The sequence below is a fragment of the Schleiferilactobacillus harbinensis genome (assembly GCF_008694105.1).
In the GTDB taxonomy this organism is placed as follows: Bacteria; Bacillota; Bacilli; order Lactobacillales; family Lactobacillaceae; genus Schleiferilactobacillus; species Schleiferilactobacillus harbinensis.
On sequence record NZ_CP041364.1, the window covers coordinates 2824876 to 2851048 of the forward strand.

Consider the following 26173-nt stretch of genomic DNA (forward strand, 5'->3'; position numbering starts at 1 on the left):
TAATCACATATTATTTTACCAAACGAAGAACCGGTGTTGGGCAGTTTCTCCAGCACCGGTTCTGTTGCACTGGTCAGGTGAGCCGCAGCCAGTGGTCGATATTCTGTTTGCGGATCATGCGGTAGCTGACCCATTCGAAGATCAGCCAGACGGTGATCAGGACGAGGGTGACGATGGCGATTTCCAGCCAGGGCAGGGTGAAAGCCGTCTCGTAAGCACCGCCAAGCTGTTGGCGGAGCATCAGACTGAGCACAGTCCCCAGCACGCTGCCCCAGATGAGACTGGTGAGGAATAGCTGGCTATTTTCAATCCCTAACATCCGCGTGACCTGGGCGGGGGTAGTGCCGATGGCTTGGAGCATCGCCAGTTCGCGCCGCCGTTGAAGCAGATTGGCGAAGATGTGGTTAATGATATTTGACAGGCTGACTAAGCTGAGCAAAGTGAGGAAACCATAAACCATAACCTGCAGCGCGGTCAGGATACTGGTGTTTTGCTCATTGTTTGCGACTTGGTCAGAGGAGTTGCTGGTGGGAATAATTTGTTTCAGCTGAGCCATTGTCTGCACATGCTTTTTACGATCTTTTAACAGAATATAGAATCCAGTTTGGAGGATTGGGTTTTTCCTTTTCCCTTTAAAAAGGTCCGCATAGTACGCCTCTGAAATGACGATGCCCCCACTGTAATTAGCCAAGGAACGCAGGATCGGGGTATCCGCTGCGACAGTTTGCGCGATAGTGATGGGCTTTGCGGTATTGTGGGCGAATGTTAGTGTCCCAGTAAAATTAGCCGGGAAAAGCCAGTATAACTTGCGCTGGCCGTCCTTGTTCATTCGCCGTTGAGAAGCGTTAAGCAGCGTGATGCGGTTGTTGAAGTATTGGGCAAAGACGGTTTTGGGGACAACCAAGACGTCAACGGACTGACTGTCGAATCCAGATTCTCGTTTCTTCAATTCCAGACTATCATGCTTAACCGCAATCGCGCTTTTGACGTTTGGCAAGGCCTGGATTTGTTTTAACGGACCGGCCATCGCAGTGTTATTGGCCTGGACAATAATATCAGTGCTCCCACCATAATCATTACTGGTGTCGCGTAAAACGGAGCGGGCAAAACTAGTGAAGCCGACAAAAATCAAAATTGAGATACTTAAAGTAACGATCAAAGTCCAGCGGGTGCCGCCATTACGGCGGTAATTCTTGGCGGCCAGCCGGCTCAACGGCGTTGGCATCAGCCGCTGCCAAAGACCGGGGCGCAAATGACGTTGACGTAAGCGGGCGGTACTCATGTTGTCCCGGACAGCGGCTAAAGGGGCGACCCGTGAGGCTCTGGCGGCTGGCCGAGCACTGGCCAAAAACGTGATTAAAATCATGAATAGCGCACTGCCAACCAGAGGCCAAGGACTCATCGTCAAGTACAGATGGATTCCTGCACCGCTCGCTTCAAAGCGCTGATTCAGGAAGGCCATAACCCCCGCTAGGCCGGCAATGCCGGCGAGGTAGCCAAGAAGCAGTGCGGGTAGTACCAAAATTAGTCCCTCTCGATAAACGAGTTGGCGAATTTGTTTCGGTGTTGCGCCAATGGAACGCAATAAGCCGTACCGCTGAATACGGGAACGGACACTGAGATTGATGCTGGTATAGATCATCATGCCAGCGGCGAGCCCAATGATTGTCAGAATTATGGTGAGCAGGCCGACAATGGTCGCCTTATCGGTAAGATTAGTACCGGCGCCCAGCAGGCTCAATGCTCTTTCGTTGAAGAGGACACTCTCCTTGGGGCGCTTGACCCCAGCCTGCTGAGCGAGTGCCGCCAGGCGTGACCGAATGCGGTTAACGTCAGTCAATGCACCGGCCACGCTGACCGTTTTGGCTGATGTGACCGAGTTGGTGAAAGTGATCCATAAATAGGCACTGTTAAACGTATGGTAACTGTTGATCGCCCCAACGATCGTAAAGCGTTTAGGCTCAGATTGAGTTTGCGCTGTGATGGTTTTGCCGATCGCGGATTGGTTCAAGGCGATATCAGTGGGAATGACTAACTCTGTACTCTTTCTTGGCAACCGGCCAACCGCGAGTTGCGATTGAACCAGCTGGCGCAGTGCCGCTTTGTCCATGGCCACCAAGGGAGCCGGATCACCATAGGCGTCAATGCTTTTAGGCAGCTTCATCGTACCTAATTCGGCGAAGGCCAACGATTTTTGAAATGCGGTATTGCGCCGGAGTTTTGCTGCATTCTCCCGGGGCACGTTACGAATCACAAATTGCATACCGCCGGTGTCTTTCAACTGTTTTTGATAAAGACTATTCTGACTGCTGGTAAACCCCACCAGCGTCGCAATCACCAGCGTTGCCGCAATCCCCATGGAAAAAATCGTCAGCAGTGTCCGGCCCATTTCTCCCTGTAAGGTCCGTTTGGTGATCCGGTTAATGATGCCCATCATCGCCACCTCCCGTGAGCCGGCCGTCGGTGATGGTCATCACCCGGTCGGCTTGCGCGGCGATCTCGGGATCGTGGGTGATGACGACCAGCGTCTGGCCGCGCTTGGTATTGGCGGCTCGGAGCAGGTCCATGATCTCCTGGGAATTGCGCTTGTCCAGATTGCCGGTGGGTTCATCGGCCAGGACGATGGCGGGATGGTTGACCAGCGCCCGGCCAATGGCGACGCGCTGCTGCTGGCCACCGGAGAGTTCGCTGGGCAGGGACTGGACCTTATCGGTGAGGCCAAGAATTTCTAACAGTTCGGCCAATTCATCAGCGGGTACTTTACGCCCGTCCAGATCTGCTGGCAGCGTAATGTTCTCCTGTACGGTGAGGACGGGTAAGAGGTTGTAAAATTGGTAGATCAGGCCGACTTGGCGGCGGCGAAAAATAGCGAGCTGCGTTTCGTTCAATTCAAAGACGTTGGTGTCGTACAGGTGGACGGTGCCGCTGGTGGGTTTGTCCACCCCGCCCAGCAAGTGCAGCAGGGTGGATTTGCCGGAGCCGGACGGTCCCACGATCGCCACGAATTCCCCGGCCTCGATCGCCAGGTTGGCGTGGTTCAGGGCCGGTTGTTCCTCCCCTGAGTATTGTTTGGTTAACTCCTGCGCGGTCAAAATTGCCATGCCGGCCACTCTCCTTTCTATCTTCTTCCAGCATACGCATTGAAAGTGACGGCTAAGTGACAGCCTGCACTTACTTGTATAGCGAGAAAGTGAAAGTCACGCCTGCGGTTGTGTTTGCCGCCTGCAGGTGGCCGTCGCTGGCCTGGGCGATGCCGGCGGCGATGGCCAGACCGATGCCGACATTGTTGGGATCGCTGTGGACGCCGCGATAGAAGCGGTCGAAGAGGCGGGGCAGGTCCGTGGGCGCGATGGCGGGGCCTTGGTTGGTGAGGCTGATGGTGACCGCCATGGGCGTTTCCGCCGCGGCGATGGTCAGGGTGGAGCCGGCCGGGGCGTGTTCGCTGGCGTTTTTCAAGACGTTAATCACCGCCTCGCGAAATAGGTCCGGGTTGACTTGGACTTGGAGCGTGACCGGGACTTGCCATGCAATTTTGAGATTTTTATCACTGATCAGCGGCAGCAGCGGGTTGAGACTGCTTTTCAACAGGGTGTCCACCAGGATCGGCTGCTTTTGCTGGCTGAGGGTGTGGGTGTCGATGCGGGCCAGCAGGATCAGCTGGGCGACTAATTGGGCCAGCCGGTCGTTTTGCCGGATCAGCTCGGCCTTGGTCAGCGGGACGTTATCTGACGCCAATAACTCGCTGAGGTTGCCGATGGTGGCGATGGGGGTGCGCAGCTGGTGGGCAATATCGGTAATTGCCTGACTCAGCTGGTCCCGATCCCGCTGCAGGTCGCTGCGCAGTGCTTCAGTTTGGCGCACGTAGTGGTAGACCTGATTGTTCAGTTGTGAAAAAAGGCCCTCGTCGTTCAGCGCAATGGCATAGTTGGCCTGTCCGTGTCTGGCGGCGGCTAACTGGTCGCTGGCCTGCTGCAGACCGGCCATGGTCCGCCGGCTCCAACGGATGATCCAGAGGCCGGTCAGGATCGCGGCTACAATAAAGAGCACCACAAAAGGAACGGGGCTCGTGTCGGCTAACCACCAAAGCACGGCCTCGCTCACGCCGAATATCATCAATAGGCCCACGCCCAATAAACAGGCACTGCGGGTCTCTGGGGCGCGCCACCAATTAATCTTCGCCATTGAGAAAATACCCCATTCCCCGCACCGTCTTGATCAATTGCGGCTGACTGGGTACGGCTTCCAGTTTTTGCCGCAGCCGTTTAATCGCCACCGTCAGGGTGTTGTCTTCAACGAAGGCGTCTTGAATATCCCAGACCGCGGCGAGGAGCTGCTCCCGGGTGAGAATCGCGTTGGGATGGGCGAAGAGGTAGGCCAGCAGCCGGTATTCGTTGGCACTTAAACTGACTGGTTGGCCAGCATACGTCACTGTCCGGGCCGTGCTGTCCAGAGTGACCCCGTGATAAGTCACCGTGGCCGGCGGCAGGAGTTTAGCAATGCGGGCCTGCAATATCCGCAGGCTCACCGGTTTAACCACATAATCATCGGCCAAGGCCAACCCTTGCAACGTGGTGCGTTCGCTGTCGTTAGCAGTGAGGACCAGGATCTTGCTGCTGAGCAAAGGCTGCCATTCTTGCAGCCAGGCCAGACCGTCGCCATCGGGCAGGGTGAGGTCGAGGATGATCAGAGTGTAATTCTGCTGTTGGACGGCTTGGGTCGCCGCCGCCAAACTGCCCACCGCCGTGACGGCGGCATTGCGGGCAAAGTAGGTGGCCAGGGTTTGCCGCAAGGTGGGTTCATCTTCGATGATCAGATAGTCCAATGGGGGGAGCCTTCTTTCCTAAACCAGCAATAGACCCACGGCCAACAACAATACGGTGGAGGCGTTGTACATGAAGTGGGTAATGATATTGTACCAAATGTTTTGTTGCTGCCGATAAATCAAGGCAAAAGACAACCCCAAAAGCATGAATGGGACAGTTAACAGCGCATGGCCGCCGACGTTGCTCCAGTGGGCTAGGCCGAAGAGAACAGAAGAAATGAACAGCATGATCACACCCCAGCCGCGGCGGGCCCGCCATTGATAATACAGGACGTGCCGATAGAATATTTCCTCATAAAACGGCGCGGCCAGCAAGAATGGGGTCAGCGCGAAGAAGAGCGCTTTGGTATTCATCGCAATAGGGGCAATATTGGTCGTGGTGGTCGGCGACGACTTCAGCGGTGAGGCCAACGCTAAAATGAGCATGATAATGGCAACGACTATTTTGATACCGATGGAAAGCAGTAGTAGCAGAATCAACCGCCGCCACAGGTGGGTACGAAACGCCGTCCAGGCTGGCCGCAAAATGTCCCAGTAGAGGTACATCATGCAGACCATGGTCAGGAGACCAGCCGCGGAAAGAATGATCGACTGGGCGAGGAGATTGATTTTGAACGCTTGGGCCAGCAGTTCGATGGCTATTTCAGCAACGAGAATAAGCAGCGCTAAACCAGATTTGCGCCAGTCAACATATGGTGCTGGTTCGTTGATGGGATTGCGATTATCCATGAGCGGGACCGCCTTTCTTAACGAAGAAACAGGATCAAGGATAGAATCAGCAGCAGAACAACAGCAACCAGATTATAGAAAAAGTGGGTCATGATGTTGTACCAGATATTGTGTTTGTGCCGATAAATCAGGGCGAGAAAAATACCGATGACGGCGTAGGGAATCAATTGCGGCCATTGACCGGCGATGTTGCTCCAGTGCCACAGGCCAAAGACGGTCGCCGAGAGCCAGAACATGACCGGCGCAATTTTACGGCCGCGCCATTGGTAATAGAGCAGATGGCGAAAGAAGATTTCTTCAATAAAGGGTGCAATCAGTAAGCCTGGCGCCGAGGATAAGATCAACCAGAACGCGGACTTCAAAAGTTCCGGCGTGGGTGGGACAACTGGAATCGCAGTAGTATTTGAGACCGCGGTGACAATGGCTGTTACGATTGCATTGATGATTTTCAGCCCAATCATCCAGGCAAAGGTCAATGCGAGGTGGCGGCCAATGTGGTAGCGGAAGGCGGGCCAAGCCTGTTTCAGGAAAGCGCCGTAGGTACGCAGGACCAAGACAAGCAATCCCACATTAATAATAATGGTGATCCCAGCATCGATATAGAGTGGCCAGGAGAGCCAAGTATAGCCGACAGTGGCAAGAAAACTGATGAAATACAGTAAACAGAAAAGGCCCAGTTGGCGATAATTGATCGGTGTCTCTGGTACGGCAGGGTGTTCCGACGGAGGTGCAGACATGATAATCAGCTCCTTTTCCTAGACCAATAGCATACCCATTGGCTAAAAGATACCGCGGATAGAGAGCGCTGTCAAAGAAACCAAACTAAAAACCCAGGGCCGCTGACCAATTGCTTGGTCGGCGGCCCTAGGTCGGTTTAAGTTGATTTGGCTGACGAATCGTCACCGGTTTGGTCCTTTCTGAAATTGGGTAAACCCCAACGCGGCCATTTCCTTGGCGAACTGTTGCGGGCTATGCAATTTCTTCACGGCTTGCTTGTATTCGGCTAAGCCGCCGGAGCGCGACGACAAATCTTGAGTCTGTTTTGGCATTGACATCAATTCCTTCCATAGTTAACTGTAGCAATACGCACCCCAGTTTCGCAAGGAAAATGTCTCCGCTTTCAGGATTTCTTTACTACTTTGACGGAACTGTGACGAGGTCTATACCGGTTTTTGACAAAACGGGGCTTAAAGATGTAAAAGATGCTGCACGGTGCCGCCCTCCCAGAGGACTCCGAACCCGATGAGGCAATAGACCGCTGCGGTGATATAGCGGCCGTATTTGTCCAGTAGGTGAGCCACTTGGGGAATCCGACTCAAGAGTAAACTGGCAGTGCAAAACAACGTCAGCATGACGAAGAACGTGATGAGCAGCAAGGGGACGGCACTGTGTTCGAGCTGGGTGAGCAGCGGCACATAAATGCCGATATTGTCGGCGCCGCAGGTGGCAATGGTGATCAAGGCGACTTTCCAGATGACATTCATGTGTTTCGCCATGGTATTGTTGACTTTGGCATCTGCGTCATCCTCTTCGCCAAACAGCAAATGCACGCCCATGTAAATTGGGATCAAGCCCAGCAGACCGAGCAGCCAGGGCTGGGGAACGAAGCCGAGGGCGTAGGCCAGAATGATGCTGACGGCGACCAGCACACTGGTACCGATAATGTCGCCAATATACACCAGTCCCCGCTGCTGCTTGGGGGTGCGGCCAAAGACGACCATCAGAATCAGCAAATAATCCAGTGAGGTGGAAATGTAGGCCGTGACACCCGTTATAATAGTATTTAACATCATGGTTTTGCTCCCTTCGGAAAGCATGATACCATGAACATATGTCGAATACAACATATGAAAGGAGCTTTTGCATGTCGGATACAGGATCCATTGATACGCCGGAGCTAATCAGTCAGCGTCAGCTGAAAGAAGCAGAACGCATTTTCAGCCTGCTCAGCCACCCCACCCGGTTACAGATGCTGTACGTATTGGAGCAGCAGGAAATGAACGTCACCCAACTGGGCGCGCTGCTCCATCTGGAACAGTCCGTGGTTTCCCACCAATTAGCCCAATTGCGCCAGCACCAGCTGGTCAGCGCCCACCGGGTAGGCCGGGCTAATTTTTACCGGTTGGATGATCCCCATATTTTGGACATCATCAACGAAATGCTGGCCCACGCCGACCATGTTTCCCGCGGCAAGCCCCATGGCGAGTGAGGCGAAATAGTAACCTCTGTCCACTGGACATGCTAGACTGTTAGTGGAGTACAACACAAATGATTAAGGGGGATTTCTAGATCATGCAAAAAGCAAAGAATATTCTGTTTGTTAACGAAAAAGGCCCCAATACCAAAGCGTATTTGATCAGCAGCCCTAACCAGGATCAATGTCAGGCCATCGTGCAAGCGGCGAGTGCCGAAGAGGCAGTGAAGCTGGCGACTGGTGAGGTTTGGACCTATGATCACCTGTCTAAGAACGTCCAACGGGCGGAATACTTGGATGATTATGATATGTACACTGATCCAGACACACTGATGCCATTGCTGCTGGCCCATGGCTGGGCTTTCAACGTCAATGATCCTAAGCATTTGATCGACAAGCGGGATTTGGACAATGTGAAGCAGTATGGTTTTGGCAAGTACACCCAGATGGTCAAAAACGACGAAGTTGATCGGCCGTGGATTAAGTAATCTGCGGGGGTGCCGAATACTTATCAGCAGGGCTGAAGCAAAATTCAACCCTGCTTTTGTTTTAGAAATCAGGGTTGGAGGACATGGCAATGACTGAAATTGACCGCCTCATTCAAGCGATGATTGAGAAAGACCCCAGCATGGCGGCGGGGTTTGCTGAAGAGGGACGCAAGTTGGATGACGAAGTTAAGGTGGCGGACCGGCGAGATGCTCGCTGAGGACTCTGTTGATACATAAAAGCCCGGCGCAACAACGATTATCTGTTGTTGTGCCGGGCTTATTTCTTACTGAAACAAATTACTTGTCAGTCGGTACATTATGTTCTGCAAAAATCTCTGGTAAACTCTTCAATTCACCACCGTCGTACTCGGCGAAGAATTCTTGGACGCTGCTGATATGGGTCAGGGCGCGGTTGGCATTGTAGGACGGGTTAACCGTCTCGACCCAGGTACCGTCTTGCTGCTTCAATTCCAGTTCTTCTACTGGAATGCCGCGCTTGTCGGTGATCTTGGCGTCGATTAGGAACGGCCGGCCGGCCTGGGTGACTTCCAGGGCCTTGGCGAAGGCGGCAGGCAGATCGCTGGATGCACGTACGGTCACGGCTTCTACGCCCATGCCCCGAGCAATCATCGCGAAGTCTTGGTCTTCGATGAAGATACCGCTGTGGTTCATCGGAATGTCGTCCTGTTCGGACTTGATGAAGTTCAGGCTGGCGTTGGAAGTAATGATGTTGATGATCGGCAGGTCGTATTTCTTTTCGGTGATCAAATCCTGCATGACCATGGAGAAGGCACCGTCGCCGGCAATGTGGAAGACTTGGCGGTCGGGGAAGCTCAATTGCGCAGCCAAGGCCCCAGGGACACCGGAGCCCATGGAGGCAAAGAGGGCGGAAATAACCCACTTATTCTTCGGGGTGAGTTTCAGATAGCGGAAGCTGTTGATGATGTTGTCGCCGACATCAATGGAGTAGATAGCATCGTCGTCAGCAATTTTGTTGATCTCCCGGTAGATCTGCTCGAATTCCAGCGGACTGGTTTCTCGATCCAGCATGTGATCCAAGTAGGCTTGCCAGTTTTGCATATCCGCGACCGCGGCTTGGAAGAAGGATGAGGGTTCGGCGTCGGTGCTGCGGACCAGCATCTTATCGACAAAGGCCCCGGCATCCGACCAAACGCCCTGATCCAAGTAGTGGTGGCGGCCGAATTGGGCTTCATCCACGTCAACTTGGACAAATTTGAACGGGTGGGTGCGATAGATGGCGTTGGCAAAGGGGAAGTCGGCGCCAATGGCGATGACCAGGTCAGACACGGCGAAGATCTCGTCGGCGGCCTTGGAGGCGGCCCGGTTTAACATGCCCAGATTGCCTTCGTAATCGTCCGGAATCAAGCCCTTGGCCAGTCCGGTCACGGTGATGGGAATCTGTAATTTCTTCGACAATTCAACCAGCTTGGCACCATTGTCCCGAATGCCGCGGCCCACGTGGAAGACCGGCCGTTTGGCGGCTTTGACCATTTCTAATACGGCATCCACTTCTAAATCGGTGGGTTGGGGCAGCGGGCGATCCTTATGGTCAGTGGGCGACACTGAACTGTAGAGCTCGTCCGGAATTTGCACGTAGCCGAAGTCGTTGGGAATGACCACAACGGCCACGCCTTGGTGTTTGTAGGCTTCCCGAATTGCCTTGTCCACGATGTAGGGCAGGCTTTCCGGTGTCATGACTAAGCGGGCATAGGCGGCTACGTCGGCGAACATTGGATTCTCGTCGAATTCCTGGAAGTAGTTGTAGTTCATGTTGGTGTGGGGGACTTGACCAATCAGAGCCAAAACCGGCGCATGGTCTTCTCGTGCATCATACAGTCCCGTCAGCAGGTTCGTGGCCCCTGGGCCGGCGGAGCCGAAGGTAACCCCAATCTTACCAGTGAGTTTGGCGTCCGCCGCAGCGGCCAGCGCGCCGACCTGCTCATGGCGGATCTGGATGTAGCGCATCCGTTCCTTTTCGATATCCAGGGCGTTCATGGTCGAGTTGAACGAGCCGCCCGGATAACCGTACATGTGGTCGACACCCCAGGCTTCGATCACTTTAAGCATGGCCACAGACGCCGGGACGGTCCCCACGCCGGCGCCGGTTTGGTTCTTTTCTGGTACAGGGTTCGGAACTGTGTTTTGCATAATAGATTAACTCCTTTAATGGTTTGACTGAGCCCACCCCAGGATGGGAATTGATTGCTTACAATCTTAATGGTTACAATCTATCATATCGTGGAACCGATTACAAGAGTTTTGACTGACAACTGTAGTTATTTAAATCGAAATCTGTATCAGTGGAACAGAAATTGGGCGATATCCCGATCCACCTGGGGATTCTGGTGCAGGGCACTGTGGTAGGCGGTGAGCGGGGACCCGGTGATCGTGATCAGCTTGGCCTGGGGAATGGTCTTGGCAAAATGCTGGACGGAAGCCAGCGGTACCTGCCAGTCACTGCGGGTGCCCCAAATATTGCCGCCGATGGCCAGCACGGCAATGTTCTTGGGAAAATCGGCCAGATCGCTATCAGCCCGGGCGCCGCCGGAGGCAATGTTCACAAAGCGGACCACCGCCGGCTGCTGGGCGGTGGGCGGCTGGGTAATGTAACGGGTGGCTAGAAAACCGCCCATGGAGTGGCCAACTAAGTTGATTTGGTGCACCCCGTAATCGGTGTAGAGTTTGGTCATGATGCGGTGCAATTGGGTCGTCTGTTTCTCTGGATTGCGGGCATCCGCAAAAATGATATTGATCAGCGGATTGCGCTGGTTCAGGGCCGCCCGGCGGGCAATGGCCAGGTGGCCATTCGCGCTGACGTTGATGGTCATGGCATCAGTGGCGATGCCGTAGCGGGCGAAGCGCTGAATCATGGGCGAAAATGTCCAAGAGTTGCTGTTATAACCGGGAATGAATACCGTGGCGATGTCTGTTTGCCGGACGGTCAGGTGGCGAATGGCGTTGAGCTGGCTTTGCCACCACACGGTGCCGCCGATTGCCATGGTGCTGAGGACACCAGCGGTCCAACCGACCACTCGCGGCCAGCGGCGATGCGTTTTTTTGGTCATGGGCCGATCCCTTCTTTCTGTTCCTATTGTACGATGTTGGGCTGCCCGGCGGTATTCTGGCGCTTATCCGACCAGTATTTTTATTCACAATCAACAATGAGAATAAATGCCGACAAAAAGGCATTTCTATCAATAGTTTGTGAAATCAACCCATCAGGTACTGCAAAAACGAAGACACATTCTGGGATGCAGGGGCAATTAACAGTGATCCATTGCCAAAAGTGGGCACAAGTGAAGTAATCCGCCGGCCGGCGCGGTTAACTGAGGCAATTGTGGGAAACTTGGCGGGATCTGTTAGCGACCCATCAGATATTGATGGTTCTAAACTCTGTATTTCTAAGATAATCATGATGTGGAGGATAGCAAGGAGTGGATCAATGATGATCACAACAAAAAAACATTCGGCATTAACAGCATTCACCGTGGTGGGCGCCATCACAGCATTAGCCGGCGGCGGGAATATGTGGGTCTCGCTGCCCATGGCCCCGCATTTAGTGGAAGCAGCTGAGCCGACCGCCTATACCCCGAATATCACGGTGGTCAAGAACTTGATTCTCACCGAGATCAATCGGCTGCGGGCGCAGAACCATTTACCGGCGCTGAAGCTGAACAATACGATCACGCTGGCTTGGTCCAACGGTATCGTGGCGAAGAATGCGCAACTGCCGCATCTGCAGCATGATCCGCTGCAGCCGACGGTATTGAACAAACTGGGCTTCGCCCTTACTGGCGAGAACCTGGCTTCGACGCCGGTGGGCGTGACCCGCTTGTTCGGCAATCTACGCAAGCCCGCGATCACGGACGACCAGACCCTGGCCGTGGAGACGGTAGCCCAATATTACGACGATTATGGGGTCGCCGATTATGGTCACCGGAAGAATCTGTTGAACCCGTACTTTACCGATGTGGGCATTGCCTTTGCCTTGAAGAAAGACACGGATGGCAATTACATTGTCTACAATGCCTTGGATTTTGGCGGCAACGTTTCAGCCAGTCAATATAATGCAGCGGCGGCTTACTTTAACTACGCTCACCAGAATGGGTTGAGCGCGCAGTATCCCACTGTGTATCAACCGTCCAATCCAGCGACCTTGACGCCCGCCCTGATCAAGACAGCGGCACCGAAACGGGTGGCAACGGTTGATTATCGCGGCGGGGTCGGCCTCTTCAATGGCTATGGTCCCAGTGCGCGGTTCACCAAACGGATGCTGCCCAACGGTACCCGCTGGCTGGTGAACGCCGTCGCCAAGGACAGCGTTGGCCGAACCTGGTATGAAGTAGGAGGTAACCAATGGATCGATGCGAAATATGTCACAGTCAATTTCTGACCGTTAAAAAAGACGATGCCGCGTTTTCTGGACAAGAGAAAACGGCGCATCGCCTTTTTTGGTTGGTTAATCATTCATGATGAGTTTCAAAGCGGAACTTGGTCCAGGGGTGGACGTAATCCAGCAGGCTGATCTCGTTTTCGTTGATCCGGCCGACCTTGTTCTTGCGCGGATCGCGATGGGGTTCCAGCGCAATCTGCAATTCATTCTTGTAGTGGCCGAAATCATCGTTGCCGACCAGTACGTCGCCCCGCTGGAATTCGATAGTATTGTCATGGGGCGGGTTGGGTTCATCCTGATAAGTGACCCGCGGCATGGTGGACCGAACGACCAGGGCATTGACGTCCCCGCGGCGGAAGTGCTGGGGCTTCAAGACCACGTCCTTTTCCACCGCATTAACGGCCGGGACGAAATCAATGTCGAATTGCAGCTGGTAGCGATTCAGTTCGCTGAGCGCCTTCAATTCGTCTTCACTGGCATAGGCATTGCCAATCAAGACATCGTCGATCAAGCCGGTGGCGAAAAGCTGCTTCGCTTGGACAGCGATGGGCAGGTGCCGGTGCTGTTCCAGCGTGGGCAGGCCGTCGTTGACGTTCCACGGACCTTGATCGCCGTGTTTGCTGGAAACAAAGGCAGCAGTGTGGATGCCGTGCTTCTTAAAGCGTTCGCTGGCCCGGACGAAGAAATCATAGGTCAGCCCCGTCCCGGTTTGCGGGTAGAAATTGTGACAGCCGTAAATAAACGGCTCATTGGCTTGATAACTCAGAATGTTATCCAAATAGGCCACGTCGTTGCTCATGTTCAACTCAATAATCAAACCATAGGGATTGTACGACAGCATCGCCTCTGTCGCGCCATCGAAACCTGTATCCAAACGTACACCGGCGGCACCTAAATCGGCGAAGACCTTCAGATCAGAGTAGCTGATGCCCAGCTGGTCGAAAATGTGCGGGGCAACGTCCAGGACAGTTTTGTACCCCAGTTTGTTACCGTAGTCGATAATTTTCTTGAACTTGGCCTTGGTGGCTTCCGGGTCGGTGGCCTCCAGCATGGACATGAAAATCCGGGTGAAGCCGTATTTGTGACCCAGGTCTAAATACTTGGCATCCTCTGCGAAATTGCTGTGATCGGGATAGATAGATAATCCGAGTTGACGAAAAGTCATGAAATGAATCTCCTTCCTCAAGATGGGGTGCGTGCTGCAGCACCCGTGTATGCACTTTCAATTATACGCAGTTGGGGAAGAAGGGCACAAGGGAACGTGGGCATTTTCTTTGCTTAAGGCAACGCTTTCAGCCATACTCAAAGTAGGAAAAGTGGGAGGGGATGGGCGTGAAAAAGCGAGTGCTGGTCATCGTTGGGCTGGTTGTCGGGGTGCTGGTCTTGGCCTTTGCCATTTGGGAGCCACCGGTGACCGTACGGTTTACGTATACGGTGCAGCAAACACGCAGTCCGGAGCTGGACCGAGTGCTGCGCCGGCAGGCGGTGCATATTATCCAAGATGGATCACGGACACCAGAGCTGCCGATTGATGCCCGGCAGCAAGCGGCGGTTGCGCAGCAGCTGATGGGCAGTTACCGGTATATTGCCGCGACCAGCGCCCCGCTGTTTGATGCGTTTCGGGCTGGTCAAACAACGATTCGCTATCAGCGGGCCAGCCGGTTAGTGACGCCTGGGCAGCCGACCAACGGGACGTATCTCAAGAAGGGCGATACGCTGTTTGGCGGGGCAGTCGGCTCGGCGACGGCCACGGAGAATGGCTACTATACGCTGCACGTGAGGACTACCCGGCAGCACGTCCAAAGTGCGGTATTGGGCCATCCCCGCGGTGCCGGCCGGAATGAGTGGGTAACGATTGCGGCGGATCCTTTCTCCACGGTGGTTGCTACGGATGCCTACCTGCAGCGCATGGATCACTGAGTGTTTATTGTGTCGTTCGACACATGATCGGTATATACTTTTGGTGTTGGCAAAGACCACTCGGCCCGATTCCCGGTAACGTCAAAACCGCCATGGAAAAGTGAAGTTCAAAGTCAAAACCGTGGTTCAGGAGGTGGGCGGCAGAGATCAGTTTAATCAAAGAATGATTTTCCTTATTCAAACGATATTGATGCACTGATATCGGCGCTAGAATGTTTCTAACGCACACAAATAGAGCGCCTGAGATTTTCTTCGTCAGGTGATCAAGCAGCGACAGGCAGCTGTTCCTGAGCGAGTGCGATTAGTGCAAGCCACTTATCAAACATCCGCTCGTGGGCCAGCACTGCATCGATTGGCACAGGGACGTGATAGTTCAGCGCCTCGTGCGGCCGCAAGAAGTTGTAACACGCTGAGAACAGTGTTGTGTAGCTGGCTGAGCCTTTGGCTGAGCCGAAGCCGGTCGTTGAGCGGTAGTGGCCCTTATATTCGCGATTCAGACGTTCAATGATCTGTTTCAAGTAGCGAAACTCGGTAGAGACTTCGTCTTTGTTCTTCAGACCGATGACTTGTTTGATGTCGAAGTTGATGCCATGTTTGGCAAAGTAAATTCGGGCTACCTGATAGATGGGGTTCGCATCGACGATGAAGCGCAGCTTCTCGGGGATCACATCAAACTTCTGCAGTACCTGGTTGATCGCGATGGCCGCTGATTCGCTAGTGCGATGCGGTGTGACGTAATCGGCCAGAATCAGCTTGTTCAGGGCATCGTAGAAGTAAAAGATGTAGTTCCACTTGCCCTTCACGCGGATGTAGGTTTCGTCGCCAACCAGTTCCTCAGACAGCTTGTACGGATAGTTCGCCCAGAAAGGACGAACGACGGCGGCCACCGCTTCTTCATAGTTATGAATCGTCTGGTGCGAGATCTTGATACCGTGCACGTCGTACATCAGGGCCGCGGTCTTCCTGGCCGACATGCCGTAATTGATGTGGTAGGTCAAGACCAGACCCAATACTTGCGGTGTGGCGCGGATCCGGCCCAGGTCAACAGTTGTTTGAATTGGCGAGTCGGCGTCGACACTCTTCAGCTCAAAACGAAAATCCCGGTACGTATAGCGGACTTTAAACCGGGTTGGTTCGGCACTGAACGCGGCCAGTTGTTTGGGTGATAACTGAGCTACCTTGCCTTGGCGATACGAGCAATTGTCGTTTGGGCAGACCCAAACATCGAAGTTCACGCGCTTGTTATGCAGGTACAGTGCGTGTGTGCAATACGGACAGCGCAGTGATACGTCCTTCTTGTAGTCGCCGTCGCGTCGTTGAAACTTGAAGTGACAGACCTTGCACTCTAACTGACCGCCTTTGCCGTTGTTGGCGTAAAGGTAGTCGCTCGGTGCGTCGCACCGCGCACACCGAAGTGCTTGAAAATCAATCGGTTTGCGTCGACGCACAGCCTTGATGGGTTTGCCGGTATCCGTCAGGTGTTGGGCTAAAAGCTCTTGATAGTCCAGTTTCTCGGGCTGAATGTCTGCGGCCAGCAGGGGCACTGCTTCGTCTACTTCAAACTGGTTGAACCGTTTGTAGATTGGCTTGTCTGGCTGGGGCATGCGCGAGTTACTGATGAACTGGAACAGCCATAACGCCAACAAAATAATTAAACGGCGTTGGTACTTGATTATCTCAATTAAATACTGTATCAATAGTGTATGCACTCGGATTCCTCTTTTCGGAATTTCTTAGTTGTAGTTGTGTACACCTAGGATACCAGAACAAGAGAAAAATCCGGGTGTTTTTCTTTTGCCTGAAGGCAAGAAAAGCACCCGGAAAGCAGAAAGAAAGGTACGTCTTTTGACAGTACCCGATTCCCTGAGGAGGGGAGAAAAATGACGATTACAGAGCTTGTTGCCGCCATGGCGGCGAAGGAAACACCGATTACGATCACTGAACCGGCATTGCTTGATTTGGTATTTGGTTTATCCACGCATTTCAATCAAAATTCGCTGCGCAGCATGGCAAGCGGGGCACTGACCGGCATGTTCGTGAGCGGCCCGTCCGCGGCCAGTGCGTCCATGCCCTATATGCAGAGTAAACAGGTAGAGGATATTGAGAAACAGTTGCAGAAGACCAAACGGTTACCGATCGGTTTGACCTTGACTGAAAATCACTTACCGATCGGTACTCATTTCACTCAAGATATTGATCAGGTTCGGGCGATTTTAGCCGCTGCGCCGGAGTATCTCATTACTTTGGTCAGCGCGCACCAAATCGTTTTGGACCGCAAATAATCGGACAAAAACGCCGGTCATTTCTCCCTGAACTGGGAAAGATGGCCGGCGTTGTGATTACCGCGGGTAAGGGTCAGGTTATGACGCTTGACTGCCGCTATTCATAATGCTGTTGATCGTGGCGACGACGACGTTGCTGGGAATGGCGAAGCCCATGCCGTCCACGGTGGTTCCGCTGGAGGTTTCACCGGACAGCTTCATGGAGGTGATCCCGATGATTTGACCGTTGAGGTTGATCAACGGGCCGCCGGAGTTGCCGGAGTTGATGGCCGCATCGGTCTGGATGGCCTTCATCGTTGTGGTGCTTTGACTATCATCATCTTCAGCAACAGTCACGGTGCGGCTGGTGGCGGAGACGATCCCTTCAGTGACGGTATTGGCGTATTCGGACCCCAGCGGGGAGCCGATGGCCAAGACAGATTCACCGGCGCTGATGGTGCTGGAATTGGCGAAGCTGGCTGTGGTGGTCACTTTGCTGCTGTCGATGGCCAAGACGGCGATATCTTTGCTGGCGCTGGTGCCGACCAGCGTCGCGGTGACTTTGGTGCCATCGTTCAGCAGGACTTGCAGCTTGTTGGCGCCGTCAACGACATGGTTGTTGGTGACAATATAGGCCTTGTCACCGCTCTTCTTGAAGATGACGCCGCTGCCTTCGCTTTCAGAAGTGGTGGACTGGGATTGCCCCTGACCGTACCCGCCATACCCGTAACCGGCGTCTTGGTCGCTGGCCGTGCTGGTTTGGGTCGCGATGACAGAAACCACGGCGTTAGCAACTTTCTTATAGGCCGCACTGGCGGTGCCGCTGGCTGCTGTCGTGGTGGACAGATTCGTGGTGGCGGCAGTGCTGGTGGTCGTCGTATCGGCGGCTGTGGTGGCGGTTTGCTGATTTTGGTTGACTGCATAAACGACACCGCCACCAACCCCGCCGCCGAGCAGGGCAGTGGATAAGGCTAACAGGACGACTTTGGATTGGTAATGATTCTTAACGGTCGTCTGATCATTCTTTTTACTCATTTGGATGTCTTCCTTTCGTTCTCTTGATTGTCTTTACTATATCGAACAAATCGGAAGAAAAAAGTAATAAGCGGGGGCGAAAGCAGGACCAAATCATGACTTTTCTGCATAATTGATGACGTAAAAAAGCATCTGATTGGGCGCCCAATCAGATGCGATCTAAATGAATATATGAAACGATTAGCGTTTGCTGTGCTGGTACAGATCCCACTTGCCCATGACGATGCTGTTGCACAAGTCAGCGTAATGGATGCCGGCCGCTTCCGCTTCTTGCGGCAGCAGGGACAGCGGCGTCATGCCGGGCAGGGAGTTGGCTTCGATGACATAGAGTCCGTCGGCGTTCCAGAAGAAGTCGATACGGCCGTAATTGGCCATGCCTAAGACGGAGAAAGTCTTCAAGGCCAGTTGCTGCATTTCGCGATGCACATCATCGGGAATATCTGGCGGGGTGATGAAATCAGTATGCCCCGGCTGGAATTTATGCTTGAAGTCGTACCAGCCGTCTTTGACTTGGATCTCAATCGCCGGCATGGCCTGACCGTTGACGATTCCCAGCGAGAATTCCCGGGCCTTGATGAATTCTTCAATGACTACTTCGTCGTCGAAGCGGAAGGCATCATCCAGTGCGGCGTCCAGTTCGTCGGCGGTATGGACGATGTGGGTGCCCACACTGCTGCCGCCGTTGCTGGGTTTGACCACGATCGGGTAGCCGAAGGGAATCGTGAACGAATGGCGCTGATCCTCCCGCACGGCAATAAAGTCCGCCGTGGGGATGCCGTTATACTTCATGATCTCCTTGGAGACCTTTTTATCCATGGCGACGCCGGAGGCCAAGGTGCCGGAACCGGTGTACTTGATGTCAGACAGATCCAGGACCGCCTGGACCTTGCCGTTCTCCCCATCTTCCCCATGGAGACCCATGTAGACGATGTCGGCATGTTCCAGGACCGCCATCACGTTTTTGCCGAACAGGCCGCGGGTGCCGTCGGTGCGCAGGGCGTTGATCGCTTCATCGGTCAAGATTTCATCGGAGATTTCGTATTTGGGTTGGCTTTGTTCTTTCGTGAAAAGGGACTCCACGGCGCCCGCATGTTCCAGATCCAAGCCGAGAAACAGATCAACCAAGGCAACTTCATGGCCCTTGGACCGCAAAGCGTTGGCGACTTTCGCCCCCGACGACAAAGAGACGTTCCGTTCTGTGCTGCGGCCGCCGGCTAAGACTACGATTTTCATTTATATCCCACTTTCCATTGTGTGGTCCAGCCAGGAATCGCTGACCGACTACCTGAGTCGGGAAGGGGCTGGCGCGCGTCACGCAGAGCTTGCCGGCCGATCTTCTAGAAATCCCTGAGCTGTCCGTTTAGAGAACCTTAAGCATAGCATATTATCCGAGCATCCGACTAGCCTTGCCCATGAAATTGATGCTAAAATTTAAATATAGGTACCAACCTAATCTGTACCAAGAAAGAGGGAATCTATGCGTAAAATTACCAATCATATTGTGGGCCGTTATGTTGTGTTTGCCCTGGCCCTGGCAATCATTGCAGTCAGTATCAATCTGTTTTATGCGCCGCATAACGTGGCCGCCGGCGGGGCGACAGGGATCGCAGTCCTCGGTGAAGTGGCCTTTGGCTGGCCAGTAGCGCTGACCACTTTGGCGGTGAATCTGCTGATGCTGGTGGCAGCCTTTATTTTCCTGGACAAGGCGACGACTGGCCGGATCATCCTGGGCAGTTTTGCGCTGCCCTTGATGTTGGGTATTATTCCTCAGGTTAAAATCGTCAATGACCGGTTGCTGGCAATCATCGTCGGCAGTGCGATTTTTGCTGTCGGCGTCGCGCTGCTGTACCGGATTGACGCCTCCAGCGGCGGCACGACGGTGCCCCCGCTGATCTTCCGGAAATACTTCGGGGTGAAAACTTCGGTGGGGCTGCTGGTCGTCGACTTGATCGTGTCCCTCGGCAACATTTTTGTCAGCGGGATCGAAGCCTTTATCCTCGCTGTTTTCTCCATCGTATTGACCAGCATTATCATGAATTATATTGAAACTGGGCTGGACCGGAAAAAGACCGTGTTCGTGATGAGCAATACGGCCCTGCCTCAGATTAAGCAGGTCGTGAACGAACAATTACCCCACGGGTTAACGGTTTTACCCGTGACCGGCGGTTTCTCTGAAGCACGGCGGGAAATGTTGATGATTGTGGTGGAACAGGCGGATTATCAGTCCTTGACGAAGCAGATCCTGGCCATTGACCCGGAGGCGTTCATTACGGTAGCTGATGTCGCCGCGGTCCACGGGGGAATTTTCTAGGTTCAGAAAGAAGCGGACGATAATGGCAAGTGTATCGATTCCAGAAGATTTGGCCCAAGCGGAACAACGGGCCAAAGAGTTGCAGTCCCGGCATATTGAAACAACGGTGGATGCGGTGATCCAGCAGGCAATTACGGATTACGTCCAGGAGATCCTGATGGAAGGTTTGGAAGGGTCTTACGTCACCACCCATTTTGCGGATGATCAGCTGACCATTACGGAGGATGCCACCGGCAAGGTGCTGACGACGATCCCCGCGCCGGCAGGCGGCTTTCAAGCGGCCTTCCGCAGTCAGGGACGAATGCTGATGCAGAATTTGGCGAATAAGGTTCAGGAGAAGTTTCGGGACCGGATTATTCGCGGGTAGGCAAATCAATTGAGGGCGCCCAGGGTCGTAAGTCAACGACCCTGAGCGCCCTTTTATAGGCTCACTAGGATGTTTCTGATATACTATTTCAGCAGGAAGTTTTAAGGACGGTGGCTGTCTTTTCCTTGTGAGGTGAGGCTATGGGAACATGGAAGAATCCGCAGAAAGGTTTCACAGCCAGTGAGCGTTTTCCAAACGTTGTCGCTGATGATTGCGTTCGGGTTACTCGTCGCAACCATCATGCACCACGACGACAAGTAAAAAAAAGCCGTCCCGATTGAACTTTTGGCGAAGTTCGAGGCGACCAGTTAGTCAACTTAATTCTTGCCACCGCCTTTAAAGCGGCTTGCTGGAGGGAACACTATGACAGTGGTGTTCCTTTTTTTGATGTCTATATTCTATAATAGAAACCTGTTAAGTTTCAAGCGGTCGGCTTCGCCCTCTAAAAAAAATCCCAAACCAGTCAGTTTCTTCACTGCTAGCTTGGGATTTCTTTTGGTATTCGGTTTATCGGTCACACTTGATCGTTTGCGTCCAGTCACCGCTCAGGCCGCTGGACGTGGATCAAAGTTACTGAATGTCGATGTTGTGATTGTGTTCGTTGTCCACGGACATCTTTGGCAGGGTAACTGTCAGCACACCATTAGTGTATTCGGCTTTAATGCCATTCACATCAACGTTAGGCAGTTGATAGCTGCGGCTCATTGCACCGTAGCTGCGTTCGGACATTAAGACGTTGCCATCTTTATCGGCATGATCTGCCACGTCCTTCTTGACCACATTGATGCTCAATACGTCATCGTGATAATTCAGTTTAATGTCGTTCTTGTCGACACCCGGAATATCAACGCGGGTGATGTAATTATCCTTAGTTTCCTTCACATCAGTCCGCAATCCATTAACAGCTGTGGTGTTCATTGCCGGATTAAACCAATCCATCCAATTAGACATCGGGCCGAAGAAACGATGGGACAAACTATCCAAGAACGGATCGTCACTCATCAAATCATTGTTATTCCGACGCGTCATCATATCATTCGCCATAACAGAAAACTTCCTTTCGTAAAGTACCAATGGGGATCAGAACCGATGTCCTTTTCCCTCACTGCACTTATTATGTTATCAGGAATTAGCGCTTGTGTCAACTGTCTGCTAAAATTGGTTGGAAGTTTTCCGCCGACTCTGAGATTACTTGAACTGTAAGGCATAAAGCTGGGCGTAGCGGCCGTTCTTAGCTAATAATTCCTTGTGAGTGCCGCGTTCGATGATTTCGCCATGCTCCAGAACCAAGATTTCGCTGGCGTGTTGGATGGTGGATAATCGGTGGGCAATCACCAGACTGGTCCGGTTGGTCATCAGCCGATCAAAGGAGTCTTGGATGTAGCGTTCCGTCTCGTTATCCAAGGCTGCGGTCGCTTCGTCAAGAATCACAATGGGGGCATCCTGGAGAAATATCCGGGCAATGGCGATCCGCTGCTTCTGCCCGCCGGATAAGCGCACGCCCCGTTCGCCGACCCGTGTATCCAGGCCGTCCGGCAAGGACTTGATAAAGTCGGTGATGTTGGCCGCATCAGCAGCGGACCAGATGGCTTCATCGGTGACCGAGCCCAGCCCGTAGGCAATGTTATCCCGGATCGACGTGTCCAGTAATAACACATCCTGGGTAACAACACCAATCTGGCGGCGCAGATCATGGCGGCGGACTTGGCGAATGTCGGTGCCGTCAAAAGTAATCGCGCCGGCGGTGACATCGTAGAACCGGTCCAGCAACTTGGTGATGGTGGTTTTACCGGCGCCGAAGAGCCAACCAGGGCGACGGTTTCGCCCTTGGGCAGGGTGAAAGATACATCCTTGAGAATCGCGACGTTGTTGCTGTAGTGGAAATCAACATGTTGAAACGCCACGGCATCATGGAATGGCGCCAGCGTTTGCGGGTGAGGCGGATCAATGACTTGGGGCTGCTGAGCAATCAGATTTTCGATCCGTTCATAGGAAACGACGGCTTGCTGGAACCGATCGATCAAGTTGGTTAAGGACCGCACTGGGGCTTGCAGAATCGCTAAGTAGGATAGGTAGGCGACGATACCACCGACGGTGAAGTTCTTGCCCATCACTTGGTAAGCCCCGACGCCGATGATCAGGGCGGTACCCAGATAGTCGACAAAGTCGATCAGCGGAGAGAACTCGGCGAAATACTTTGTGGCGGCCAGCTGATTTTTCCGATTATCCTCATTAACTTGGGCAAAGGTATCGGCGGTTTGGTCTTCCGTCGCCATGCTCTTGATCAGCAGGATATTGGCCAGGCTTTCTTGAATTTGGTTGTTCATTACCCCGGAGGATTGCCGCACCCGCCGCCAAGCGCCGCGAATTAAGCGGGTGAAGAAGAGATTAACCATAAATAGAATTGGAAAAGTGAGCACGATCAATCCGGTCAGCAGGGCGTTCTGGGTAAACATGATGACGAGGACGATCAGCGCGGTCAGCACGCTGCCCACCAGGCCCAAGGCGTTGGGTGACAGCAATCCTTGCAGGGCGTTGACGTCGCTGGTGAGCACCACCATCAAGTCCCCTGTCTTGCTGGTTTCAAAGAAGGCGAAGTCCTGCCCCAGGGCATGGGTGAACAGGGTGTTGCGCAGCCGGGAGACCGCGTTTTGCGACACCCGGGCCAGCAAGTAGCTGCTGCCGGCGGATAGCAGGCCGTTGACGGCGGTCAGGCCCAATAGCCCGCCAACGCTGAGCAGCAGCAGAGACACCGCCTGTTGGGGAATGATTTTATCGATCACTGTTTGGGTGATCCGCGGAATCGCGTATTGAATCCCGGCGGTAGCCACGAGCATGACCATCACCAGGGCTAAGTAATGTTTGGCGTCAGCCAGTTGGCGGGCAAAGAAGCGCAGCATTCGCCAGATCGTCGATTTGAACATCTTAATCCCTCCATTGTGTATCCTCTAATTGTACCCTGGTTTCGCCCACCCTGCCGATTTCCAGCTTCGCCCACTAACCGGTCTGCTGGTCAGCCAACATGGTAGAATGAAAATAGAAAGGAAAAGGGGGTTTGTGATTATGGATAGATTTGAGTCTCCCCGCCAACGGTTCCGTTGGCCATTGGCCATTTTGGGAGCTATCTTCATTGTGTTAGGCTTATGGGCGTTCAGCCGGCCCGGCCGTGCGTTTCAGGGGATCGTGTGGGCGTTTGCCCTGGGGGTCCTGTTCAAAGGCGTGATGGACATCGCCGTGTGGTATGACATGGGCAAGGCGGGCGTCAAGCGCCCGACCTATGTGCTGCTCACTGGGATTCTGGATATCCTGTTCGCTATTCTGTTGTTTGCCAACAGTATGCTGAGCACGTTTTTCATGGCCTATCTGTTTGCGGCGTGGTTCCTGGTGGATTCGATCGCATCAATTGCCGCAGCGGATTTCTCCCTGCATCGTACGTTTAACATTGTGATGGGGATCCTGGGTATCATCGTCGGCATCATGATGCTGATCAACCCGTTTTATTCCATCTTTACTCTGGCCTACTTGGTAGCAGCATACCTGCTGATCTTCGGCGTCATCCTGCTGACCCGGGCGTTCTGATTTCTACTACTTATTGACTGGTCCTGCGGGGCCAGTTTTTTTGTTGCTTGCGGTGGTAATCAAGAACATTTGTTTGTATAATAGGGAGTGAAGAAAGCGGGCGATCGCATGGCCAAGACAATTGCGAAAACACAGGATCTCGTGCAGCTCAAGGAGAAACCGGAACGGGCCAAGGCATTGCAAAAAGCGTTGGCGGATATTGAGAAAGAATACGGCAAAGGCGCGATCATGAAAATGGGGGAGAAGCCCAACATGGACATCCAAACCATTTCCAGCGGCATTTTATCCTTGGATATGGCCTTAGGCGTCGGCGGGTTCCCCCGGGGCCGGATCGTTGAGGTCTACGGTCCTGAGAGTACCGGGAAAACGACCATCGCTTTGCAGACGGTGGCGGAATGCCAAAGAGAGGGCGGCACCGTCGCCTACATTGATGCAGAAAATGCCATGGACCCGGTTTACGCCAAGGCGCTGGGCGTGGACATCGACAGCCTGCTGCTGTCCCAACCCGCCAGCGGCGAGGAGGGGCTGGAGATTACCCAGAAACTGGTCACCTCCGGCGCCGTGGACATGGTGGTCGTGGATTCGGTCGCCGCGCTGGTACCGGCGGCAGAAATTGAAGGTCAGATCGGGGACAACCACGTCGGTCTGCAAGCCCGCTTAATGTCCCAGGCTCTGCGCTCCCTCGCTGGGGAAGTACACAAGACTAATACTCTGGTCGTCTTCATCAATCAGCTGCGGGAAAAGATCGGCGTGCAATTCGGCAGCCCAGACGTCACGCCCGGCGGTCGGGCGCTGAAGTTCTACGCCACGATTCGGCTGGAAGTGCGCCGGGGCGAGTTTGTCAAAGACGGTAAGGAAAACGTCGGCTTCGTCAGCAAGCTCAAAGTGGTAAAGAATAAGGTCGCCCCGCCGTTTAAGGTGGCCGAGACCACCATGTACTTCGGTCACGGCATTGAAAAGAATGCGGATATGATCGCTCTGGGCAGCAGCGATGCCTTCGCGGTCGTCAAAAAGAGCGGCAGCTGGTATTCTTACCAGGATACGCGCTTAGGCCAAGGGCCAGTGAATGCCGCGCAGTTCTTGAATGATCATCCCGATACGGCTGCCGCCATTGAGGCGGATATCCGGGCCAAGGCCGATCCGCCTAAGGATGATGACCAGACTAAGCCTGCGCCAGACGACAAAGAGCCGGCACCGACCAAGCCAACGGCCGCGAATGCCACCAAGACCGAAGATATTGAAAGTACGCCTGCGGCACCGGCCACCCCGGCGGCTTAATTAAAGGAGCGTTTCGATGGATCACTTACCAGCAATTATTGACCTAGCTCGCCAGCAAGCGGCCGGCGATCAGTCCGGCCACGATTTTGCCCATATTCAACGGGTGGCGGCCAATGCCCGCCAGCTGTTAACGGCTTATCCCGATGCTGACCAGGACTTGGTGTTAAGTACGGCCTATCTGCATGATTACTATGATGAGAAGCTGGTCGCCAATACCGCGGCGGCCAAGGCCGCGCTGGTCCAAACGCTGCACACCGCAGTGGGGTTAACCCAGGAGCGCATTGATCAAATCACCTTCATCATTGACCACATGTCCTTTAGTAAAAACATCGAGACGCACCAACAATTACCCTTGGCTGGCCAGATCGTCCAAGACGCCGACCGCCTGGACGCCCTGGGCGCTGTCGGCATCTTCCGCGCTATCCGCTACGGCGCCACTCATGGCAATCCCGACTACGACCCGCATATTCCGCCCCGCCAAGAACTGACCGCCGCCAATTACCGCCAGCCCAGCACGATCGTCAATCATTTTTACGAAAAGCTGTTTAAGCTGGCCGCCACGATGAATACGCCAATTGGCCGACAAATGGCAACCGAGCGGACAGCGTTCATGAAGCAGTTTATCAAAGAGTACTTCCAAGAGATCGGCAAATAACCAGCACCCCTAGACCGAAACAGAATTTCACTGTTTCGGTCTTTTTTTTTACCCTGTTTTGACACGTGACACAATCTTTACCCGGATGCGGCGCAAGGATGACAGAAATCACCAATGACT

The 26173-nt window shown here is 53.7% G+C and carries 27 protein-coding genes and 1 pseudogene; 12 read left to right on the forward strand and 16 right to left on the reverse strand.

The window, feature by feature from the left end; genetic code table 11:
• Positions 1-73 precede the first annotated feature (73 nt).
• The 8 genes from FMM01_RS13995 to FMM01_RS14025 form a co-directional block, all read right to left on the reverse strand.
• Positions 74-2434 carry an ABC transporter permease gene (locus FMM01_RS13995; RefSeq protein WP_190973386.1) on the reverse strand — a complete coding sequence of 787 codons (2361 nt, stop codon included), beginning with the start codon at positions 2432-2434 and terminating at the stop codon, positions 74-76.
• On the reverse strand, positions 2421-3101 hold the full coding sequence (locus FMM01_RS14000) for an ABC transporter ATP-binding protein (protein ID WP_027827912.1): 681 nt from the start codon (positions 3099-3101) through the stop codon (positions 2421-2423). The genes FMM01_RS13995 and FMM01_RS14000 overlap by 14 nt, the downstream gene beginning before the upstream one ends.
• Before the next feature lie 70 nt (positions 3102-3171).
• Positions 3172-4182, reverse strand: a complete 1011-nt coding sequence (locus FMM01_RS14005) for a sensor histidine kinase (protein ID WP_150392933.1) — start codon at positions 4180-4182, stop codon at positions 3172-3174.
• Positions 4169-4822 carry a response regulator transcription factor gene (locus tag FMM01_RS14010; protein WP_027827910.1) on the reverse strand — a complete coding sequence of 218 codons (654 nt, stop codon included), beginning with the start codon at positions 4820-4822 and terminating at the stop codon, positions 4169-4171. The genes FMM01_RS14005 and FMM01_RS14010 overlap by 14 nt, the downstream gene beginning before the upstream one ends.
• 18 nt (positions 4823-4840) lie before the next feature.
• Positions 4841-5551 carry a CPBP family intramembrane glutamic endopeptidase gene (locus FMM01_RS14015; RefSeq protein ID WP_150392934.1) on the reverse strand — a complete coding sequence of 237 codons (711 nt, stop codon included), beginning with the start codon at positions 5549-5551 and terminating at the stop codon, positions 4841-4843.
• 17 nt (positions 5552-5568) lie between these two features.
• Positions 5569-6288, reverse strand: coding sequence for a CPBP family intramembrane glutamic endopeptidase (locus tag FMM01_RS14020; protein ID WP_150392935.1), 720 nt, complete (start codon positions 6286-6288; stop codon positions 5569-5571).
• Between the two features lie 162 nt (positions 6289-6450).
• On the reverse strand, positions 6451-6600 hold the full coding sequence (locus tag FMM01_RS16355) for a hypothetical protein (protein ID WP_155827895.1): 150 nt from the start codon (positions 6598-6600) through the stop codon (positions 6451-6453).
• A 138-nt stretch (positions 6601-6738) separates the two neighbouring features.
• On the reverse strand, positions 6739-7344 hold the full coding sequence (locus tag FMM01_RS14025; RefSeq protein WP_223849962.1) for a cadmium resistance transporter: 606 nt from the start codon (positions 7342-7344) through the stop codon (positions 6739-6741).
• Positions 7345-7415: 71 nt separating this feature from the next.
• Here FMM01_RS14025 and FMM01_RS14030 point away from each other — a divergent pair, with 71 nt between their 5' ends.
• The 3 genes from FMM01_RS14030 (at position 7416) to FMM01_RS16675 (ending at position 8451) form a co-directional block, all read left to right on the forward strand.
• Positions 7416-7760 (forward strand): ArsR/SmtB family transcription factor, encoded by a 345-nt coding sequence (locus tag FMM01_RS14030; RefSeq protein WP_150392936.1) that lies wholly within the window; start codon positions 7416-7418, stop codon positions 7758-7760.
• An 83-nt stretch (positions 7761-7843) separates the two neighbouring features.
• Positions 7844-8233 (forward strand): hypothetical protein, encoded by a 390-nt coding sequence (locus FMM01_RS14035; RefSeq protein ID WP_027827906.1) that lies wholly within the window; start codon positions 7844-7846, stop codon positions 8231-8233.
• An 89-nt stretch (positions 8234-8322) separates the two neighbouring features.
• Complete coding sequence (locus tag FMM01_RS16675; protein WP_258456850.1) at positions 8323-8451, forward strand: hypothetical protein; 129 nt, start codon at positions 8323-8325, stop codon at positions 8449-8451.
• Between the two features lie 79 nt (positions 8452-8530).
• Here the strand turns inward: FMM01_RS16675 and spxB are convergent, their stop codons facing one another.
• Together spxB and FMM01_RS14045 are read right to left on the reverse strand one after the other, a co-directional pair.
• On the reverse strand, positions 8531-10321 hold the full coding sequence (gene spxB / locus FMM01_RS14040) for a pyruvate oxidase (RefSeq protein ID WP_223850081.1): 1791 nt from the start codon (positions 10319-10321) through the stop codon (positions 8531-8533).
• Between the two features lie 230 nt (positions 10322-10551).
• Positions 10552-11319, reverse strand: a complete 768-nt coding sequence (locus FMM01_RS14045; RefSeq protein WP_150392938.1) for an alpha/beta fold hydrolase — start codon at positions 11317-11319, stop codon at positions 10552-10554.
• Between the two features lie 377 nt (positions 11320-11696).
• Here FMM01_RS14045 and FMM01_RS14050 point away from each other — a divergent pair, with 377 nt between their 5' ends.
• Positions 11697-12647 (forward strand): CAP domain-containing protein, encoded by a 951-nt coding sequence (locus FMM01_RS14050; RefSeq protein ID WP_162143222.1) that lies wholly within the window; start codon positions 11697-11699, stop codon positions 12645-12647.
• A gap of 70 nt (positions 12648-12717) precedes the next feature.
• Here the strand turns inward: FMM01_RS14050 and FMM01_RS14055 are convergent, their stop codons facing one another.
• Entirely contained in the window at positions 12718-13812 is a 1095-nt protein-coding gene (locus FMM01_RS14055; protein WP_027827903.1) for a DUF871 domain-containing protein, read from the reverse strand.
• Positions 13813-13979: 167 nt separating this feature from the next.
• Here FMM01_RS14055 and FMM01_RS14060 point away from each other — a divergent pair, with 167 nt between their 5' ends.
• Positions 13980-14567 carry a hypothetical protein gene (locus tag FMM01_RS14060; RefSeq protein WP_150392939.1) on the forward strand — a complete coding sequence of 196 codons (588 nt, stop codon included), beginning with the start codon at positions 13980-13982 and terminating at the stop codon, positions 14565-14567.
• 263 nt (positions 14568-14830) lie between these two features.
• Here the strand turns inward: FMM01_RS14060 and FMM01_RS14065 are convergent, their stop codons facing one another.
• Positions 14831-16276, reverse strand: a complete 1446-nt coding sequence (locus tag FMM01_RS14065) for a DDE-type integrase/transposase/recombinase (protein WP_150392454.1) — start codon at positions 16274-16276, stop codon at positions 14831-14833.
• 171 nt (positions 16277-16447) lie between these two features.
• Between FMM01_RS14065 and FMM01_RS14070 the strand changes: the two genes are divergently transcribed.
• Positions 16448-16849: a hypothetical protein gene (locus FMM01_RS14070; RefSeq protein WP_150392940.1), complete on the forward strand. Its 402-nt coding sequence runs from the start codon at positions 16448-16450 to the stop codon at positions 16847-16849.
• Between the two features lie 78 nt (positions 16850-16927).
• On the opposite strand, the gene FMM01_RS14075 is transcribed toward FMM01_RS14070, so the two are convergent.
• Together FMM01_RS14075 and FMM01_RS14080 are read right to left on the reverse strand one after the other, a co-directional pair.
• Positions 16928-17863, reverse strand: a complete 936-nt coding sequence (locus FMM01_RS14075; protein WP_150392941.1) for a S1C family serine protease — start codon at positions 17861-17863, stop codon at positions 16928-16930.
• Positions 17864-18043: 180 nt separating this feature from the next.
• The gene (locus FMM01_RS14080) at positions 18044-19096 is read right to left on the reverse strand and encodes a D-alanine--D-alanine ligase family protein (protein ID WP_150392942.1); all 1053 of its coding nucleotides are present in this window, start codon (positions 19094-19096) and stop codon (positions 18044-18046) included.
• Positions 19097-19340: 244 nt separating this feature from the next.
• On the opposite strand from FMM01_RS14080, the gene FMM01_RS14085 reads away from it, so the two are divergent.
• From FMM01_RS14085 to FMM01_RS16580, 3 genes are all read left to right on the forward strand, one after another.
• On the forward strand, positions 19341-20174 hold the full coding sequence (locus FMM01_RS14085; protein ID WP_027827899.1) for a YitT family protein: 834 nt from the start codon (positions 19341-19343) through the stop codon (positions 20172-20174).
• A gap of 22 nt (positions 20175-20196) precedes the next feature.
• On the forward strand, positions 20197-20541 hold the full coding sequence (locus FMM01_RS14090; protein ID WP_146995088.1) for a hypothetical protein: 345 nt from the start codon (positions 20197-20199) through the stop codon (positions 20539-20541).
• Positions 20542-20748: 207 nt separating this feature from the next.
• Positions 20749-20802 carry a hypothetical protein gene (locus tag FMM01_RS16580; RefSeq protein ID WP_263405113.1) on the forward strand — a complete coding sequence of 18 codons (54 nt, stop codon included), beginning with the start codon at positions 20749-20751 and terminating at the stop codon, positions 20800-20802.
• A 309-nt stretch (positions 20803-21111) separates the two neighbouring features.
• Here the strand turns inward: FMM01_RS16580 and FMM01_RS14095 are convergent, their stop codons facing one another.
• The gene (locus FMM01_RS14095) at positions 21112-21585 is read right to left on the reverse strand and encodes an Hsp20/alpha crystallin family protein (RefSeq protein WP_146995087.1); all 474 of its coding nucleotides are present in this window, start codon (positions 21583-21585) and stop codon (positions 21112-21114) included.
• A gap of 144 nt (positions 21586-21729) precedes the next feature.
• Positions 21730-23465, reverse strand: a pseudogene (locus FMM01_RS14100) (ABC transporter ATP-binding protein).
• A gap of 139 nt (positions 23466-23604) precedes the next feature.
• Between FMM01_RS14100 and FMM01_RS14105 the strand changes: the two are divergent.
• From FMM01_RS14105 to FMM01_RS14115, 3 genes are all read left to right on the forward strand, one after another.
• Entirely contained in the window at positions 23605-24120 is a 516-nt protein-coding gene (locus FMM01_RS14105) for an HdeD family acid-resistance protein (protein ID WP_190973387.1), read from the forward strand.
• Between the two features lie 108 nt (positions 24121-24228).
• Positions 24229-25398, forward strand: a complete 1170-nt coding sequence (gene recA / locus FMM01_RS14110; RefSeq protein ID WP_150392944.1) for a recombinase RecA — start codon at positions 24229-24231, stop codon at positions 25396-25398.
• Positions 25399-25414: 16 nt separating this feature from the next.
• On the forward strand, positions 25415-26053 hold the full coding sequence (locus FMM01_RS14115) for an HD domain-containing protein (protein WP_150392945.1): 639 nt from the start codon (positions 25415-25417) through the stop codon (positions 26051-26053).
• Positions 26054-26173: the final 120 nt, after the last annotated feature.

Bases quoted from the DNA above. Each gene is read 5' to 3' on its own strand.
- FMM01_RS13995 (WP_190973386.1), bottom strand. From the start codon at position 2,434: ATGGGCATCATTAACCGGATCACCAAACGGACCTTACAGGGAGAAATG.
- FMM01_RS14075 (WP_150392941.1), bottom strand. From the start codon at position 17,863: ATGAGTAAAAAGAATGATCAGACGACCGTTAAGAATCATTACCAATCC.
- FMM01_RS14055 (WP_027827903.1), bottom strand. From the start codon at position 13,812: ATGACTTTTCGTCAACTCGGATTATCTATCTATCCCGATCACAGCAAT.
- FMM01_RS14020 (WP_150392935.1), bottom strand. From the start codon at position 6,288: ATGTCTGCACCTCCGTCGGAACACCCTGCCGTACCAGAGACACCGATC.
- FMM01_RS14070 (WP_150392940.1), top strand. From the start codon at position 16,448: ATGACGATTACAGAGCTTGTTGCCGCCATGGCGGCGAAGGAAACACCG.
- FMM01_RS14105 (WP_190973387.1), top strand. From the start codon at position 23,605: ATGGATAGATTTGAGTCTCCCCGCCAACGGTTCCGTTGGCCATTGGCC.
- FMM01_RS14000 (WP_027827912.1), bottom strand. From the start codon at position 3,101: ATGGCAATTTTGACCGCGCAGGAGTTAACCAAACAATACTCAGGGGAG.
- FMM01_RS14045 (WP_150392938.1), bottom strand. From the start codon at position 11,319: ATGACCAAAAAAACGCATCGCCGCTGGCCGCGAGTGGTCGGTTGGACC.
- FMM01_RS14085 (WP_027827899.1), top strand. From the start codon at position 19,341: ATGCGTAAAATTACCAATCATATTGTGGGCCGTTATGTTGTGTTTGCC.
- FMM01_RS14115 (WP_150392945.1), top strand. From the start codon at position 25,415: ATGGATCACTTACCAGCAATTATTGACCTAGCTCGCCAGCAAGCGGCC.
- FMM01_RS14015 (WP_150392934.1), bottom strand. From the start codon at position 5,551: ATGGATAATCGCAATCCCATCAACGAACCAGCACCATATGTTGACTGG.
- recA (WP_150392944.1), top strand. From the start codon at position 24,229: ATGGCCAAGACAATTGCGAAAACACAGGATCTCGTGCAGCTCAAGGAG.
- FMM01_RS14030 (WP_150392936.1), top strand. From the start codon at position 7,416: ATGTCGGATACAGGATCCATTGATACGCCGGAGCTAATCAGTCAGCGT.
- FMM01_RS14080 (WP_150392942.1), bottom strand. From the start codon at position 19,096: ATGAAAATCGTAGTCTTAGCCGGCGGCCGCAGCACAGAACGGAACGTC.
- FMM01_RS14035 (WP_027827906.1), top strand. From the start codon at position 7,844: ATGCAAAAAGCAAAGAATATTCTGTTTGTTAACGAAAAAGGCCCCAAT.
- FMM01_RS14050 (WP_162143222.1), top strand. From the start codon at position 11,697: ATGATGATCACAACAAAAAAACATTCGGCATTAACAGCATTCACCGTG.
- FMM01_RS14095 (WP_146995087.1), bottom strand. From the start codon at position 21,585: ATGGCGAATGATATGATGACGCGTCGGAATAACAATGATTTGATGAGT.
- FMM01_RS14005 (WP_150392933.1), bottom strand. From the start codon at position 4,182: ATGGCGAAGATTAATTGGTGGCGCGCCCCAGAGACCCGCAGTGCCTGT.
- FMM01_RS14025 (WP_223849962.1), bottom strand. From the start codon at position 7,344: ATGATGTTAAATACTATTATAACGGGTGTCACGGCCTACATTTCCACC.
- FMM01_RS14090 (WP_146995088.1), top strand. From the start codon at position 20,197: ATGGCAAGTGTATCGATTCCAGAAGATTTGGCCCAAGCGGAACAACGG.
- FMM01_RS16675 (WP_258456850.1), top strand. From the start codon at position 8,323: ATGACTGAAATTGACCGCCTCATTCAAGCGATGATTGAGAAAGACCCC.
- FMM01_RS16355 (WP_155827895.1), bottom strand. From the start codon at position 6,600: ATGCCAAAACAGACTCAAGATTTGTCGTCGCGCTCCGGCGGCTTAGCC.
- spxB (WP_223850081.1), bottom strand. From the start codon at position 10,321: ATGCTTAAAGTGATCGAAGCCTGGGGTGTCGACCACATGTACGGTTAT.